The following is a 15952-nucleotide window of genomic DNA, read 5'->3' on the forward strand; positions in this document are numbered from 1 at the left end:
TTGTTATTTAGCTCAGTAATGTAGCTCAGTACTACAGTACTGTCCTTATTAGCAATGTGGTAATTATTTGTGCTGGTTTTGCTGTTGTAGCAGCGTGATAAAACTTTGTAGCTGTATTGGTCGGCTAAAAATGAAGCCTTGCACAGAGTTGCAAGCATTATTCACTAAAAAGCTTAATTGTTCTTCTGTTTCTACACCTTCAGCGATAACACATAAATTTAAGGTATGGGCCATGCCAATAACCGCTCGTACTATGGCTTTATCGTGTTCGTCGGTGACGATCTCTTTGATAAAAGTGCGGTCTATTTTAAGAAAGTCGAGCGGTAATTTTTTTAAATACACAAGAGAGCTATAGCCTGTACCAAAGTCATCTACCGAGATACTAATGCCTAACGCCCTGACTTTTTTCAATAATTGCTCAGCTACTATATAATCATCAACCAAGACGCCTTCGGTGATTTCTAATTCTAATAAACTGGCATCAATTTGTGTTTGTTCAATACACTGGGTCAGGTGGTTATATAAATTATCATCAGCAACTTGGCTAGGGGAAAGGTTCATAGATATTTTAAGGTTAACCCCTAGCTCACTGATTTGTTTTGCGATTTGGCAAGTGCGCTCAATAACCCATTCGCCAATATTAATAATTAAGCCAGTTTTCTCAGCAATGGTAATAAAGTGCTCAGGGCTGATTAAGCCTTGCTTGGGGTGGTGCCAGCGCAGCAGAGCTTCGGCTTTATTGATGTGGTTGGTTTTGACATCGATAATAGGTTGTAAATAGAGTTCAAACTCTTGGTGCTTGATGGCTTGTCTAAGTTCTCGTTCAATTTGAATGGCGGAAAACGAGGCTTTTCTTAACGACGTTGAATAAAATTGAATGGCGTTTTGTTTTTTATTTTTACCGCTGTAGGCACTGAGGTCTGCTATTTTCATTAACTCTTCAGCACTAACAGCATCAATCGGACAACAAGCTGCGCCTATACTGATGGTGACGTTATAATGTTCGCCCTGCTCGGTATAAAAGGGTCTAGCAAGCTGGGTAAGCAGCCGATCTATGACCTGAGTGCATGCCTGTTTGCTATCAATATTGTTAATTATAATGGCAAACTCATCACCGCCTACACGGGCAAAATAGTCAGTGGCTTTAGCGCCCACTCTTATGCGCTTACTGAGCTCAATAAGCAGCTTGTCACCTTCATCATGGCCATAAAACTCATTGTGTCGCCTAAAGTCATTGATATCGATATATAATAAATAAAAGGCACATTTGGTGGCGATATGTTTTTCCAACATTTGCCAAAAAGCAAAACGGTTGGGCAGTTTTGTTAACATGTCTTGCAGCGCAAGTTGTTCATTACGCTGAATTAAATGCTTCATAGTGCTAATATCGTTAGCAAATATTATCCAGTTTTCTACGTCATTGAGCTTGTTTTTTACTGGATGAAAACCTATTTTCAACCACTTTAAGGTTGATGGCGGTAGTATCCAGCACAGCTCGCCGTTCCAGCTTGAATGGGTAGACAGTAATCGCTGATATTCAGGTAATTGATTTTTCATCAAGGTTAAGATGATATCTATCGGGCGACTTTGAGTCTTATGTAACGGCTTGTCTTGGCTAAAAAGGCGCAGTGCAGCAGCATTTTCAATGCTGGTGTTAAAGTCATAGCTGGCAACGATAACGGCAAATTCAGCGTTTTCTATAATTTTTGCCGTAGCAGTTAAAATCTGACTATTCTCGGCACTTGGCTGATTTAAAATCGACAACAGCCGTGTGTGTAAGTATTCACTTTTTAAAAAAAGTCTATCGTATGACAGTAATACTTCACGGGCTACTTGTTTCGTTTGTTGTTGAATATTAAAGCTTTCGTGTTGATTACAAATCACTAACAGGTTACGGCTCGCCTGTTTGATAGCGATGGCTTCTAAGTGTAATTCCACACCTTGAGTTGTGACTTCGGTCCATAAGCCTGAGCGTAATTTTTTATTATCTTGTTGCTGCCATATTGCTTTTGCATCAATAAGAAAGTCGAATAAAAAGGCGCTTTCTTGACTGATGGTAAATGCTGATTGGCTTTTAGCTTCTGGAAAAATTTCATTTGCCCAATCGCTATCACCATCAAGCCAGAGCACTGTGCTTGCCTCAATGTCGGTAACTTCCAGTACAATTTGTTCTAACGCATTGGCAAGCGTATTAAGAAGTGATGTCATTTTTTTCAAGCCGTAGTAATAAGCTTGCCAATGCTGAAAACATTTCTTCAACATTGGATCCGGTTTTAGCACTGGTAGAAAAATTTAAGTCGAACAAGCGTTTATAATTCTCGTACTCACTATCATCAAAGTGCCAAGTGGCTGGAAGGTCATTCTTATTGACCGCGAGAATCGCAGGGCAGGTTGTTACTTGTCGTGCTAAAGTGTGAATATCAATACCCTCATGGAGTGAGGAGGCGCGTGTTTGATCGACCACTATGATATAACCTGCGGCACCACGCAAATAACGCTCTTGAAAAACGTTATAGCTGTCATTGCCTTCCATGTCCCAAAGCATAAAGTTGAGCTCTGTATTGGCAATCGACAAGGTTTTTCGATCAACTTTTACACCTATGGTGGTTAGGTACTTTTCATTAAAAATGCCGTCAACAAATTGTTTGACTAAACTTGTTTTACCAACGCTTGAAGCCCCTAATAAACAGATTTTTTTTTGTATCAAAGCTTCACTCCTATGTGCTCCACTTATTGTTATATGTTGTGCGTGATTCACGCCAACTGTTTGTGGATTTATCTGATTACATGCCCATCTTGATAAGTATACATGACATTGAACATAACGGATCTAGTCGCATGGCTAATACTGGCAATATCGACTGTGCCAATACCCGCAACAAATATCTTCTCTTTTGCAATGCCTTTTTGCTGTAACAATGCGGCGACATTATTGGCGCGTTTAATGCTGATAATATTGTTGTGAGCTTGACTGCCACTGCTGTCGCTGCTGCCTAAGATTAATAGCCCATAATTAATCTTAAGAGATTTTGCTAACGGCTCAAGCTGTTGTAAATAATCATAAAGTTTCTGTAGTCTGGTTTGCATTTGCGGTTCAATAGACTCACTTGCAACTGCAAAGCTAAGCTGGATTGTGGCAATTCGTCCAACAAGCTCATCAAAAAGTTGTTGCTTGATTGACAACGCCTCTACTAGCGGTTTTGTAGAGGGAGGCTGTAATTTGGTTATCGTCAAGTTAGTGTCAGTGTCAAAGCCAGCACTTTTTAAGCGTTGGACTAATTGCTCGGTTTGTAAATAGTCTAAACTGCCACTGAGCACTAACTGTTGTTCCTGCCAGTGCGCGATAATATCCGGGTAGGCACTGAGGATACGACTGGCCCGTGCGCGTAATATCGCGTCATCAAGAGAATAAAAACGGCGCTCAGTCACCTTGAAATTTTGCTCATTTATGCCATTGTTGCGTAGCCATTGTTGAATATCAATGGCATCGGGATCACGCCAAATATCTAGACTAACATCATCTAATTGATTGATTTTTAACTGTTTAACAATAATGCCTGCTTGTTGCTCAATGAGCATAACCTGTTGCTGCAATTGATTTTTTTTTAGCCAGTCAATTGCTTGATAACCCGCAAGGATGACGACAAACATTACTATCGCCCAAGCAAATAATGGAGGTTTCTTTTTATCACTACCCGTGCTTTTTTGCTCTGATAAGAGACAATCACGCAGCAAGGCATCGCTACTAGCAAAGGCGCTATTATCGCCTGAAAAGTTATTTAATTCGTCAAAAAACAACTGGTGAATATTTTCTACAACCACTTGTAATTGATCGCTGAGCCGTTGTGGAGGTTGCCCACTAACGGCTGCAACAACAAAAGCACTCGGACCGGGTTTGATGATTAAATTAAAGTTATCAGTGCTGATCTCTTGCAACTGTTCTTTTTGTCCTGCTTCATCATTTAAAAACGAGTCGGCGACAAAGTCGTTTATGGCGGTCAACATGGCAGAAACAATATCTGCATTGCTGTTATTTTCATTTTCTAAGGCAATGGAGTGCAGTAGTAATCCTGTTTCTCGATGAATTAGAAAAACATGCTCAACACGATAAACAAATGTCTGGGCAGCCACATATTGTGCATAACTAACACCACTTTGCCGGGCCTTTAGGCGCCACTTCAGCCCTTTGATAGTCAGGCTGTTTTCCAGCAGTTGATTGGTTTTTTCCATGAAGTCACTGAGAAAAGCCGCGACTGATTTCCTCACTAAGCTACCCACTAAAGGATATAAGGCACTGACCATTTGCTCACTATTATTGGCAACTGATTGCTTGACCGACTGCTCAATTAAAGGTTGTAATACTTTATCAACCGAGTGATCTTGCTTTTGTCGGTCGTGCAGGGCTTCCGTAACGACATTTGAGACGATGCGGCGTGCATCTTTTTCAATGCTTTGCGTTACTCTGCTGTTATCCTTACCTAAGATCAAGCGTCGAACTGTTTCTAGTTGTTGAGCAGGATCTTTTGGGTTTTGTGCTGCTTCGCTTGGCATTAGATAGCGTCGTCTTCTAAATTAGTCGCCATAGTTGCAAGTAATTTTGCAAGTGTTTTCCGATCTGTTTTTGAGGAGCTAAGCTCTTTTGATACCGCGTCAAGGTGGGTTTTTAATTGCTCTAATTGCTGGTTAAAGGTTTGTGAGAGTGTTTGGCTTTCGTGGTCTAAAGCTTGTTCTATCTGTTTAAAGTCTTGCTGTGTGGTGGTGGCGAACATTTCATGTTCAGAGCTTAAATCGGCAGGATCTTTTTGCATGATAGCTTCAGTCTGTTCGTGACTTTTGTCGACATGAAGCAGTTTTTGCTCTAGCTTGTCAATTTGCTGAACAATATTATCCTGCATTTTTGCTAAGCGTTCATTAAAGTCCAGCTGCTGCTGTTTTAATGCTTGCTCTAAACTGGCGTGCGTGGTGGCTATTTGCTGGCTTAATTCTTGCTCTGCAACACCAAATACGATTTGTCTTAACTGTGTTAGTTCATCAACTGGCGCGACATTGTCTGTTTCTTGTTTGGCATTTTTATTATTAGGCATCTACTACATTCCCTTTTATCAGACATTTACCTTAAATAGAGTGAAATTAAAAACGTTTAACGTCCTGTTAATCATAGGCTCAAAGTCTATTAATTGCACACAATAGACATTATTACACTTATTTGTTTTTGTCTATATTTTCACCGAATACATTGTTAATGTATCTCAACAAGGCTGCGCTTTGCAGTGCTGATTAGCTTTAGGGGCGAACTACGAATCCGTATAGGGGGATTATTGGTATTGTTTTCACGAGTAAATGTCAGGGGCTTTGTGGTGAAGTCCTTTTCGGTGATATTGAAATCTTATTGGCCGCAATGCTAGCGGCCACTGTAGAGGTGTTTGATAACAATGCTGCTTGCCGCTAAGGCTTTGTTTTCAGGAAGATTGAGCTCACCATGGAGTAAGTAGATGACTTTATCACCTTGCTCTGCGAGCTCTAGTGCGTGTTGCACATTAATTAATACTTCTGATGCAACCTGTTGCGGAAACTTGCTCGCATCACGTCTAATATACTCAATGATGTCTTGATTAACCGCCTGGTCGTAAAATACCGCATCAGCAAATTGCATTTCTCTATGCGCATTGAGTGTTAAGTGATCTGGGTTGCCATTGCCGGTGTGAATAAAAACAATCTCACCTCGCGCAGACGGTGTTTGTGTTTGTAAACTGGCGATCAATTCTTGCTCAGCTGCGGTGCGCTCGCCAGCTAAAATAGCCTGACCAATAGGGCCTCTTAAGGTGCGCTCCCAAAATGTACGCCGCTCTCGCATACTTTTGATGCGCGCTTTGACATGCTCTCTAAATTTAAACGAAAAATCAGCTAGCTTGCCATAGCCATAGGGTAAGGTTTTCTCAATTTGTTCGCGTAACATGCGTAATAATATGGGCGCGCTGCCTGAGCTAGACATGGCAATTATCATCGGATTTCGATCAATAATCGCTGGGGTTATATAATTACAAAGCTCAGGCTGATCAACTACATTAGTCAATAGCTTAAGTTGATTGCTTTCTGCGGCAATGGCGCTATTAACTTCTCGGCTATCGGTAGCGGCAATGACTAAATTACAATCACCTAGGTGACCTGCTTGATAATTATGTGATAACCAAGTTAATTGATGTGACCGTACCAAGCGCTCAACGCTTGGGTTGAGCGATGCAGCCATTATGCTAATTTGGGTTGTCGACTTTAACAATAACTCTATTTTACGCGCTGCGACTTCGCCGCCGCCTATTATCATGGCATTAATATCTTTGGCGTCTAAAAAAATTGGAAAATACTTCATTGTGATAACACGCAAACTCTTACTTTAATGTTAGCCTCAGTTACCCTTTGGCTAAGGCGTTAGTGGTTAAATCGATAATAGTGCTTTACTTACCGCTAAGCCATTACTATCACCATAAATATATTGACCTGGATTAAAACTTAGGTCGGCAAAGCTGACAATAGTGTTTATTTCACCTTGTCCAAGCTTTTCTGTTTTTATGGGACAACAGCCTAGCGCCTTTATGGCAATAGGGAGTGTTGCAATCGTACCAGCATCTCGAATACAGCCATTAACGACTATGCCTTGCCAGCCATTTTCTACGGCTTGTTCGGCGAGCATGTCACCCAGTAGCGCTCGTCTCATACTGGCTTTACCATCAATGACTAAAACTTTATTGGTGCCATCAGTGGCGACAAGCTCTTTGACCTTTGAGTTATCGTTATAACAACAAACGGTCACTATCTCGCCATGAAAAATGGTATTACCCCCATAGTCATTGAAAATGGCGCGAGCTAGAGACAATTGCTCGGCATGAGCATCAAATAAATCAGGTAAAAGATCTAACATTTTATATCCTTTTAAATACGCAGTCGAAGCGCCAGTTTACCAGATCCAATAAAGTTTATCTGGTCGCTAGTCTGATAGTGATAATTACCGCTGATTATTGTAAAGGGATTAGAAGCTAACTAAAGTTGCCACTTTGCTAAAATAGCCTGATAGCTGCCATCTGCCTTCATTGATTCCAGTGCTCGCTTTAATGCAGTGACAATCTTTTTATCTGTGCTTAAGCTAGCTGCAATATATAGCTTATCCGAAAAGTTTGGTACTTGTACGCTAAGCTGTAATTTATTTGGGTCACGACCAATCGATTCTACCTCATAGCGCCAAAGCAAATCATTGGTAAATACAGCGTCAATACGGCCGCTAAAAAGCAGCTCCCACAGTATGGGGTATTTGCTACTGATAAATAGATTTTTGCCAGTCGTGAAACCTTGCTCAATTAAGTAATGTTCCGCTAAATCGCCACGAATCGTCCCGACGCGATATGCTTTTGCATCAGAAATGGTTTGCAGAGTTGCCGCGGGGCTAATTTTTTTGGTGGCTAAGTAAGAATTAAGTGTATAAAGCTGACCAATCCATTGAAATTTAGCCTCTCGTGTTGGATCGCGTAATAGTGAAAAAATAACGGTATTTTTATTAGTCAATGCCAGTTGGTAGCTGCGAGCCCATGGGTATAGCTTGATGGCAGATTTTAACTCAGCTCGCTCAAGCATAGTATTAACAATATCCACCATGACACCGGTTGGTTGCTGTTGCGCATCGAACATTTGTAGCGGTGGCACTTCTTCACTGACAATGTGCAAGCTTTGGGCTTGTAGCGCCAATGAGATCGCACTTATCAGAAACATTATTATTTTTAACATAACTAGTCCAAAGACCAATTTAACTTGCATGATGACTAATGCGTTAGTGGTCTTTAATTATAAAACTGTGCAAGGTATTACTTGAGTATATGGCTAAATTGGCTATTTTGTCGCGTGCGAGAGTGATAAACTAGCAAAAAAACTTATACGAGAGTAAGCATGCCCTGGATCCAACTCAGACTAAGTGCCAATGAAGATAATGCAGAAAAATATAGCGAATGGCTCAGCGCGTGTGGTGCCCAAGCGGTTACCTTTATTGATGCGCAAGATACCCCAATATATGAACCCTTACCTGGTGATGAAATTGTTTACTGGAATAATACCGTAGTGATGGGCTTGTTTGACGCTAGTCATGACATGGACAAAGTACTGAGTTATTTAAAAAGTATACATCCAGATAAGTCGAACATGGCCTATAAGCTTGAACAACTGGAAGACAAAGACTGGGAACGAGAATGGATGGATAATTTCCATCCGATGAAGTTTGGCCAGCGTTTGTGGATTTGTCCGAGTTGGCGTGAAGTGCCTGATCCCGATGCGGTTAATGTCATGCTTGACCCAGGTTTGGCATTTGGTACCGGCACGCACCCAACCACCGCATTATGTTTAACTTGGCTAGATAGTTTAGATCTCAAGGGGAAAACTGTGGTTGATTTTGGCTGTGGCTCGGGAATATTGTCTTTAGCGGCCCTTAAACTAGGCGCGGCAAAGGTGATTGGTATTGATATTGATCCACAAGCTTTACAAGCGAGTTTGGAAAATGCCAAGCGTAATGACTGTGCAGACCGTTTAGCGCTATTTCTACCTAAAGATCAGCCGACATTTAAAGCGGATGTGGTGGTGGCGAATATTTTGGCTGGCCCTTTACGCGAATTGGCGCCGGTGATCATCGAGTATGTGGCCAGTAAGGGCAAACTAGCATTATCAGGCGTATTGGAGGAGCAAGCACAGCAATTGCAAACAATCTATGGTGAGTTTTGCGATATGGAGCCAGTGACTGTGCAAGACGAATGGGTGCGATTGTCTGGCACACGCAAATAAGCACGGCTAAATCTCTTAAAAAATGAGCAGCTTTTGTTATCAAATTGTACGAATTCTGCTCGCATCAACACTTTATAAAATGTCAATATAAAAAACGTGAAAAAAAGCGCGTTTTGTTCAATTTATATCCTTTTCAATCTGAAAAAAAACGCGTAAACTTAGCGCCCTTTTGACTAGTAGCTCAAAAAAACAACAGCGTGAAGATAGGTCCATACACTTTAGCAAGCAATACCATGCTTGCGCCCATGGCAGGAATTACTGATCAACCATTTCGGCAATTATGTTGTCAAATGGGGGCTGGCTTAGCGGTATCTGAAATGATGTCATCTAATCCTAAGGTGTGGAATACGGGCAAATCTCAGCGTCGGATGTTACATAGTGACGAAGCAGGTATACGGTCGGTACAAATTGCTGGTTCGGATCCTGAAGAGTTAGCTTTTGCTGCTAAGTTTAATGCTGATAATGGCGCGCAAATTATTGATATCAATATGGGCTGCCCAGCAAAAAAGGTCAACAAAAAGTTAGCAGGTTCAGCGTTATTGAAAGAACCGAAATTAGTTGAGCAAATAGTGAGCGCTGTGGTTAATGCGGTTGCGATTCCAGTAACGTTGAAAATTCGAACTGGCTGGTGTGAAAACACTCGCAATGGTATTGAAATAGCCAATATTGCTCAGCATAACGGTATTCAATCACTTGCTGTGCATGGCCGTACTCGCAATGACTTTTATAAAGGCGATGCCGAGTACGACACCATAAAAGCCATTAAGCAAGCGGTTAAAATACCTGTTGTCGCTAATGGCGATATTACTTGTGCGGAAAAAGCGGAACAAGTGCTGAATTACACTGGGGCTGACGCCATTATGGTTGGTCGTGGTGCTCAAGGGAGACCTTGGATTTTTCGAGAAATTAATCATTTTTTGAAAACGGGTAGGCATTTGCCTGCGCCATCTACGGATGAAGTTCGCTCAATTTTAATTGGGCATGTAAGGGAATTACACAAATTTTACGGTGACTTTATGGGTGTACGCTTTGCCCGTAAACATGTTTCTTGGTACATGCAAACGCATGAACAAGGAAAGTCGTTTCGCTCTATTTTTAATGGGCTTGAGTCTGTTGCAGAACAACTTGAGGCATTAACTATGTATTTTGATAATTTAACTTTAGAAAGAGTCTGAACTTTATGTTTGAACAAAATATTTCCTCTCCATTTATTACCGGTGATTTACAAACTCAAACCAAGGCCTCGCCTTTGCGTACCCAAGCGAAAGTAGCCATTAAAAACTACTTGTCGCAGTTAAACGGTAATGACGTTGATGATATGTACGACCTTGTACTTTCAGAAATTGAAGCGCCAATGCTTGAAGAAGTCATGCAATATACGCGTGGTAACCAAACCCGTGCAGCAAACTTATTAGGCATTAACCGCGGTACATTACGTAAAAAGTTAAAAAAATACGGCATGAACTAAGCAGTACGACAGGTTGGCCTGTCAACTAAAAGCACCCTCGGGTGCTTTTTTGTTTTAGAAAAGATAAAAGTTATCCAAGTAGTCAACTTTTATTTGTGTTTTAATATTTCGCATATATAAATTATTAGCCAGACAACCCTTTACATTATAGGTCTATAGAAAAATCATGGATACACCACGCCCCATCAAACGCGCACTATTAAGTGTTTCAGACAAAACCGGTATTGTTGAATTTGCCCGCTCGTTATCAAATAAAGGTATTGAGCTGTTATCAACAGGTGGTACCGCTAAACTATTGGCTGAAAACGGCATTGAAGTTACTGAAGTGTCTGACTATACCGGTCATCCAGAAATTATGGATGGACGAGTAAAAACCCTACACCCGAAAGTACATGGGGGTATTTTAGCGCGCCGTGATATGGATGAAGCGGTAATGGCTGAAAATAATATCAATGCTATTGATTTGGTTGTGGTCAACCTTTATCCGTTTGCTGATGCCGTTGCTGATGAAAACTGTTCATTAGCTAACGCGATTGAAAATATTGATATCGGCGGGCCGACCATGGTGCGTGCGGCAGCGAAAAATCACCGAGACGTTACTATTGTGGTTAATGCCCATGATTATGATCGTGTACTTGCTGAAATGGCAGAGAACAATGATTCATTGCAGTATCAAACACGTTTTGACCTTGCCATTGCGGCGTATGAACACACAGCCGCTTATGACGGTATGATTGCAAATTACTTTGGTAAAATGTTGCCGGCGCATGGCAGTAAAGCATCAGCTAGCGAAACAAAGCATAAATTTCCTCGCACTTTTAATAGCCAATTTATAAAAGCGCAAGATCTACGTTACGGTGAAAACTCACACCAAGATGCGGCGTTTTACGTGGAAGCAAATCCAGAAGAGGCCTCGGTCTCGACAGCCAAGCAAATTCAAGGTAAAGCCTTATCATACAATAATATTGCCGATACTGATGCGGCGCTAGAGTGCGTAAAAGAATTCGACGAAGCGGCCTGTGTTATTGTTAAACACGCCAACCCATGTGGTGTAGCTATTGGTGAGAATATTTTAGCGGCCTATGAGAGCGCCTTTAAAACTGACCCTACTTCGGCGTTTGGTGGCATCATTGCATTTAACCGTGAATTAGACGCTGAAACGGCTGAAGCCATTGTCTCGCGCCAATTTGTTGAGGTGATTATCGCGCCGAGTATTTCAGCGGCGGCAGCAGAAATTGTTGCGGCTAAGCCGAATGTACGCTTACTCGTGTCTGGTCAATGGTCAACGCAAACCACAGGGCTTGATTTCAAACGGGTTAACGGTGGTTTACTAGTACAAGATCGTGACCAAGGTAAAGTCAGTGCTGATGATTTAAAAGTCGTCACTAAACGCCAACCGACCGAAGCTGAAATGCGTGACTTACAATTTTGCTGGAAAGTGGCAAAATATGTGAAATCAAACGCTATTGTTTATGTGAAAAATAGTATGACTATTGGTGTTGGCGCAGGGCAAATGAGCCGCGTTTATTCAGCAAAAGTTGCTGGTATTAAAGCCGCTGATGAAAACTTAGAGGTTGCAGGCTCTGTCATGGCTTCAGATGCATTCTTCCCATTTCGCGATGGTTTAGATGCCGCCGCGCAAGCAGGGATAACCGCGGTTATACAGCCCGGTGGTTCGATGCGTGATGATGAAGTCATTGCCGCTGCAGACGAGCATAACATTGCTATGGTCTTTACTGGCATGCGTCACTTTCGTCATTAATAATAACCATTTATAAATTAATGCCCAGCTAGGTTGTCATGAATGAGATAGCAACTGGGCATTTTTTATGGCTCAAACGTAGTGTAAGTTGCCAACGCAATAAGCATGTCATCGTCTAACATTGCTAACTTGGTTTAACAGGGGCTTTTCATTGATAAGATTATGGTAATTGCGCTGAATCTCAGCAAAAATTCTGCTATAAATAGGTACTCAATGTTGACCGTTAATGGAAGATAACAATGTATAAAAACACTAACATCATTAGAAAAGCTCTCACCACATCAATCATGGCCGCAACTTTACTGTGTGCCGGCCTAGTTAATGCGCATCCGCCTAGCTCACTTGAACAGGCGATTGCAGGAGATCACCGTTCGTCAGCCAATAAGGCGCGTGATGTTTATCGTCACCCACTTGAAACGCTGACATTTTTTGGCTTTCAGCCAGAGATGACAGTAGTTGAGATCACCCCAGGTGGCGGTTGGTATACGGAAATTTTAGCACCAGCGCTTAAAGGTAAAGGTAAGCTGTATGGCGCTCATTACCCTGATACGGGCGCAGATAATTATTACAGCAACTCACGCAAAAAATTAGAAAAAAAACTTGCTGGCAATGCCGTGTTTAGTGAAGTTATCTTAACTGACTTCGTACCACGCCAAGCAAGTGAGCTAGCGCCAGCTGGCAGTGCTGATTTAGTGTTAACCTTTCGCAATTTACATAACTGGCAAGATGCCGGTGTAGAACAAGTGTTCAAAGACGCCTATAAGGCGTTGAAGAAAGGGGGAGTATTAGGTGTTGTTGAGCATAGATTGCCAGAAGGTGCAGACGCCAGTAAAGCTAAGGGTTATGTCTCGCAAAGTAAAACTATTGCTCAAGCAGAAGCCGCGGGTTTTCGTTTTGTCGCCAGTAGTGAAATAAACGCCAACAGTAAAGATAAAGCGAATCATCCAAAAGGTGTTTGGACTTTACCACCTTCTCTAGCGCTAGGAGAAAAAGATAAAGCTAAATACATGGCAATTGGCGAAAGTGATCGTATGACATTGAAATTCGTCAAATAACATAAGCAAACGCTACAAGTTAATTGCATTAGCTTGTAGCAATTTTCAAATATTAGGAATGTAAGTAAATGAATGTTTTGGTCATTGGTAGCGGTGGACGTGAACACGCGTTAGCGTGGAAAGCTGCACAATCTTCTTCAGTAACAAAGGTTTTTGTTGCTCCTGGCAATGCCGGCACGGCAAGCGAAGAGAAATTAGAAAATGTTGCTATTGCAGTTAATGATATTGCTGCCTTAGTTGAGTTTGCTAAGCGCAAAGATATTGCATTGACTATTGTTGGACCAGAGCAACCCCTTGTTGATGGTGTTGTCGATGCGTTTCAAGCTGAAGGTTTAATGATATTTGGTCCAAGTGCGAAAGCAGCGCAACTAGAAGGCTCTAAATCATTTACTAAAGACTTTTTAGCGAGAAATAATATCCCGACTGGAAGCTATCAAACCTTCACTGAAATCGAGCCAGCAATTGATTATGTTCGCGAGCAAGGTGCACCAATTGTGGTTAAAGCCGATGGCTTAGCTGCAGGTAAAGGCGTTATAGTTGCCATGAGCAATGAAGAAGCTGAAGCCGCGATTAAAGATATGCTTGCGGGGAACGCGTTTGGCGACGCTGGTCATCGTGTGGTGATTGAAGAATTCTTAGAAGGCGAGGAAGCCAGCTTTATTGTAATGGTTGATGGTAAAAATGTTTTAGCCTTTGCAACCAGCCAAGATCATAAACGAGCATATAACGGTGATAAAGGACCTAATACCGGCGGCATGGGCGCATACTCTCCCGCACCTGTCGTTACTGCTGAGATTCATCAACGGGCGATGAATGAAGTGATCATGCCAACCGTTGAGGGAATGGCAAAAGAAGGCGCACCTTATACTGGCTTTTTATACGCCGGGTTAATGATAGCAAGTGACGGTACCCCAAAAGTGATTGAGTATAACTGTCGCTTTGGTGATCCAGAAACTCAACCCATAATGATGCGCCTTAACTCAGATTTAGTTGAACTTTGTTTAATGGCGTGTCGAGGCGAATTAGATAAAGCTAGTATTGACTTTGATCCTAGACCGGCGGTCGGTGTTGTAATGGCGGCGGCAGGCTACCCTAATAGTTATCCTAAAGGTGATATTATTTCAGGGTTAGAATTAAATACTGAAAGCGATCGAAAAATATTTCATGCAGGCACTGCCGATAAAGCAGGAGCTGTTGTTACGGCAGGTGGGCGAGTGTTGTGTGCGACCGCTATGGCTGAAAATGTAACCTTAGCACAGAAGTCAGCATACCAGTTACTTCAGCAAATATCGTGGTCAGGTATGGAGTATAGAACCGATATCGCCTATCGAGCTATCGAGCGTGAGCAAAACTCATTGAGCTAACCAGCATAATAGGTTATGTCCCGTCCTAAAATTAGTTGACGGTTTTTAAAGCCCAATCTTAAAGCCCAACAATAAATTGGGCTTTTTTTATGCCTTAGTAGTCGTTATGGAGTTTAGCTAAGCTTTCTTTTTTTGCACCGCCTGCAATAGCCGCTGCAATGGCAGTATCTTTATCAACACCAGAGTCAATCGCCGCGGTAACAATATGATTACTTTGACTATCATTACTCTGTGCAACCGCCGTCTTAACAACAGTATCCGCTTGGTTTGGGAACAGGGCAAGTATGCCTTTAACGATATTGCTGGCTTGCTCAGGTATCGCAGTGAAAGCTGCAGTCAAAATATTTAAAATTTTATTTGGGTGAGTGGCAGCCGTATTGTTTACAATATTAATCGTATCGTAAGGCTCAGTACGTATTGCTACCCTGACAATATTTTCAATTTCATTCGGGCTGAACTGTACTGCAGTATTAACGATTTCTTGTGCGTAAGCGGGTTCAGCTTCAATAGCAATTTTAACCAGCTCACTACTGGGAGCAACGTTCGCTTTAATAGCATTTTTTATTACGTCAGAGGCTAAACTTGGCTCGGCAGTTAACGCTCCTATTAATATTTGCCGGTATTCATCAGGATAACGAGCCAAGGCTACCGTCATTACGGCGTCGACTTTCTCAGGATAGCGCGCAAGAATTGAATAGACACTACTTTGCACAGTTCTATGCTTTTTCACTTGTTGATTTAATATTTTTGCTATTAAACGTTCCTGTTTATATTCGGCGATATCCTTTGCGACAACAACTTTACTAAGTCCAACAAGCATTAACACAAGGAAAATCTTTCTCATCGGTTTTGCTCTCTGTATTAAGGTAATCTAAAAAAGCATTACCATTTCATTATTATTTTTATGTCTAGAACAATATAGAGTATTAGTTACTTAATATCTTCTCTTTTTTTCTGACATTCTAGATTAAAATTTAATAGCCAATTTAACTATAACTAAGGTTATAGCCAGTAATTTAGTCTATTAAAAGCTCGATTAGTTCAATTAAAAAGCAAACGAACCTGTTTTTGCAATTTAATTGCATTTAGCGGTTGACGGGGGCAGATAAATCTCTAAAATGCGCTCCACTTCTTCGGGACAAGTCGAAGAGGTGGTTTTAATAGGTTATCTAGCGCGGTTTCGACCAAATTGGTTAACTTAACGTTTTAAGAAGTATGGTTTTGAAAGTTGCAAAAGCTTTTAAAATAAATTCATAAAAATGTTGCTTTTAAAACTCAGTTGCGTATAATGCGCATCTCGCTTCAGGCAAGGTCTGCAGCTACGAATTACTTTACGGTACAGAGCGAATGAGATTCTTACCGGTTAACTCTTTGAGTTAACGCTCTTTAACAATTAGTTATCATGCAATTTGTGTGGACACTCACATTAATGTTGATTTTACCTAGTTATCCTTTCTTCGGGAAGTGCATAACAAAAAAACAGCTTAAT

Annotated in this window: 14 protein-coding genes; 6 read left to right on the forward strand and 8 right to left on the reverse strand. The window is 41.4% G+C overall.

From position 1 onward, the window contains the following. Window positions 1-63: 63 nt before the first annotated feature. From B6K83_RS16505 to B6K83_RS16535, 7 genes are all read right to left on the reverse strand, one after another. Complete coding sequence (locus tag B6K83_RS16505) at window positions 64-2208, reverse strand: putative bifunctional diguanylate cyclase/phosphodiesterase (protein WP_158088375.1); 2145 nt, start codon at window positions 2206-2208, stop codon at window positions 64-66. Further along, window positions 2192-2707 (reverse strand): Rab family GTPase, encoded by a 516-nt coding sequence (locus B6K83_RS16510; RefSeq protein WP_085285969.1) that lies wholly within the window; start codon window positions 2705-2707, stop codon window positions 2192-2194. Before B6K83_RS16510 ends, B6K83_RS16505 begins: the two co-directional genes overlap by 17 nt. Before the next feature lie 68 nt (window positions 2708-2775). After that, the gene (locus B6K83_RS16515) at window positions 2776-4551 is read right to left on the reverse strand and encodes an OmpA family protein (RefSeq protein ID WP_085285970.1); all 1776 of its coding nucleotides are present in this window, start codon (window positions 4549-4551) and stop codon (window positions 2776-2778) included. Further along, window positions 4551-5084 (reverse strand): hypothetical protein, encoded by a 534-nt coding sequence (locus tag B6K83_RS16520; RefSeq protein WP_085285971.1) that lies wholly within the window; start codon window positions 5082-5084, stop codon window positions 4551-4553. The genes B6K83_RS16515 and B6K83_RS16520 overlap by 1 nt, the downstream gene beginning before the upstream one ends. A gap of 317 nt (window positions 5085-5401) precedes the next feature. Further along, the gene (locus tag B6K83_RS16525) at window positions 5402-6367 is read right to left on the reverse strand and encodes an NAD(P)-dependent oxidoreductase (RefSeq protein ID WP_085285972.1); all 966 of its coding nucleotides are present in this window, start codon (window positions 6365-6367) and stop codon (window positions 5402-5404) included. A gap of 66 nt (window positions 6368-6433) precedes the next feature. After that, window positions 6434-6916 (reverse strand): putative 4-hydroxy-4-methyl-2-oxoglutarate aldolase, encoded by a 483-nt coding sequence (locus B6K83_RS16530; protein WP_085285973.1) that lies wholly within the window; start codon window positions 6914-6916, stop codon window positions 6434-6436. A 119-nt stretch (window positions 6917-7035) separates the two neighbouring features. Further along, window positions 7036-7773, reverse strand: coding sequence for a substrate-binding periplasmic protein (locus B6K83_RS16535; protein WP_158088376.1), 738 nt, complete (start codon window positions 7771-7773; stop codon window positions 7036-7038). A 159-nt stretch (window positions 7774-7932) separates the two neighbouring features. Between B6K83_RS16535 and prmA the strand changes: the two genes are divergently transcribed. The 6 genes from prmA (at window position 7933) to purD (ending at window position 14463) form a co-directional block, all read left to right on the forward strand. After that, window positions 7933-8814 (forward strand): 50S ribosomal protein L11 methyltransferase, encoded by an 882-nt coding sequence (prmA, locus tag B6K83_RS16540; RefSeq protein ID WP_085285975.1) that lies wholly within the window; start codon window positions 7933-7935, stop codon window positions 8812-8814. 197 nt (window positions 8815-9011) lie between these two features. Continuing rightward, window positions 9012-9989, forward strand: a complete 978-nt coding sequence (gene dusB, locus B6K83_RS16545; RefSeq protein ID WP_085285976.1) for a tRNA dihydrouridine synthase DusB — start codon at window positions 9012-9014, stop codon at window positions 9987-9989. A gap of 5 nt (window positions 9990-9994) precedes the next feature. Next, on the forward strand, window positions 9995-10282 hold the full coding sequence (gene fis / locus B6K83_RS16550) for a DNA-binding transcriptional regulator Fis (protein ID WP_044832893.1): 288 nt from the start codon (window positions 9995-9997) through the stop codon (window positions 10280-10282). Between the two features lie 166 nt (window positions 10283-10448). Continuing rightward, window positions 10449-12044 carry a bifunctional phosphoribosylaminoimidazolecarboxamide formyltransferase/IMP cyclohydrolase gene (gene purH / locus B6K83_RS16555; RefSeq protein ID WP_085285977.1) on the forward strand — a complete coding sequence of 532 codons (1596 nt, stop codon included), beginning with the start codon at window positions 10449-10451 and terminating at the stop codon, window positions 12042-12044. Between the two features lie 239 nt (window positions 12045-12283). Continuing rightward, window positions 12284-13099 carry a class I SAM-dependent methyltransferase gene (locus B6K83_RS16560; RefSeq protein WP_408607242.1) on the forward strand — a complete coding sequence of 272 codons (816 nt, stop codon included), beginning with the start codon at window positions 12284-12286 and terminating at the stop codon, window positions 13097-13099. Window positions 13100-13167: 68 nt separating this feature from the next. Beyond that, window positions 13168-14463 carry a phosphoribosylamine--glycine ligase gene (gene purD, locus B6K83_RS16565; RefSeq protein ID WP_085285978.1) on the forward strand — a complete coding sequence of 432 codons (1296 nt, stop codon included), beginning with the start codon at window positions 13168-13170 and terminating at the stop codon, window positions 14461-14463. A gap of 94 nt (window positions 14464-14557) precedes the next feature. Here the strand turns inward: purD and B6K83_RS16570 are convergent, their stop codons facing one another. Next, entirely contained in the window at window positions 14558-15307 is a 750-nt protein-coding gene (locus tag B6K83_RS16570; RefSeq protein ID WP_139175606.1) for a hypothetical protein, read from the reverse strand. Window positions 15308-15952: the final 645 nt, after the last annotated feature.

The sequence above is a fragment of the Colwellia chukchiensis genome (assembly GCF_002104455.1).
Taxonomy (GTDB): domain Bacteria; phylum Pseudomonadota; class Gammaproteobacteria; order Enterobacterales; family Alteromonadaceae; genus Cognaticolwellia; species Cognaticolwellia chukchiensis.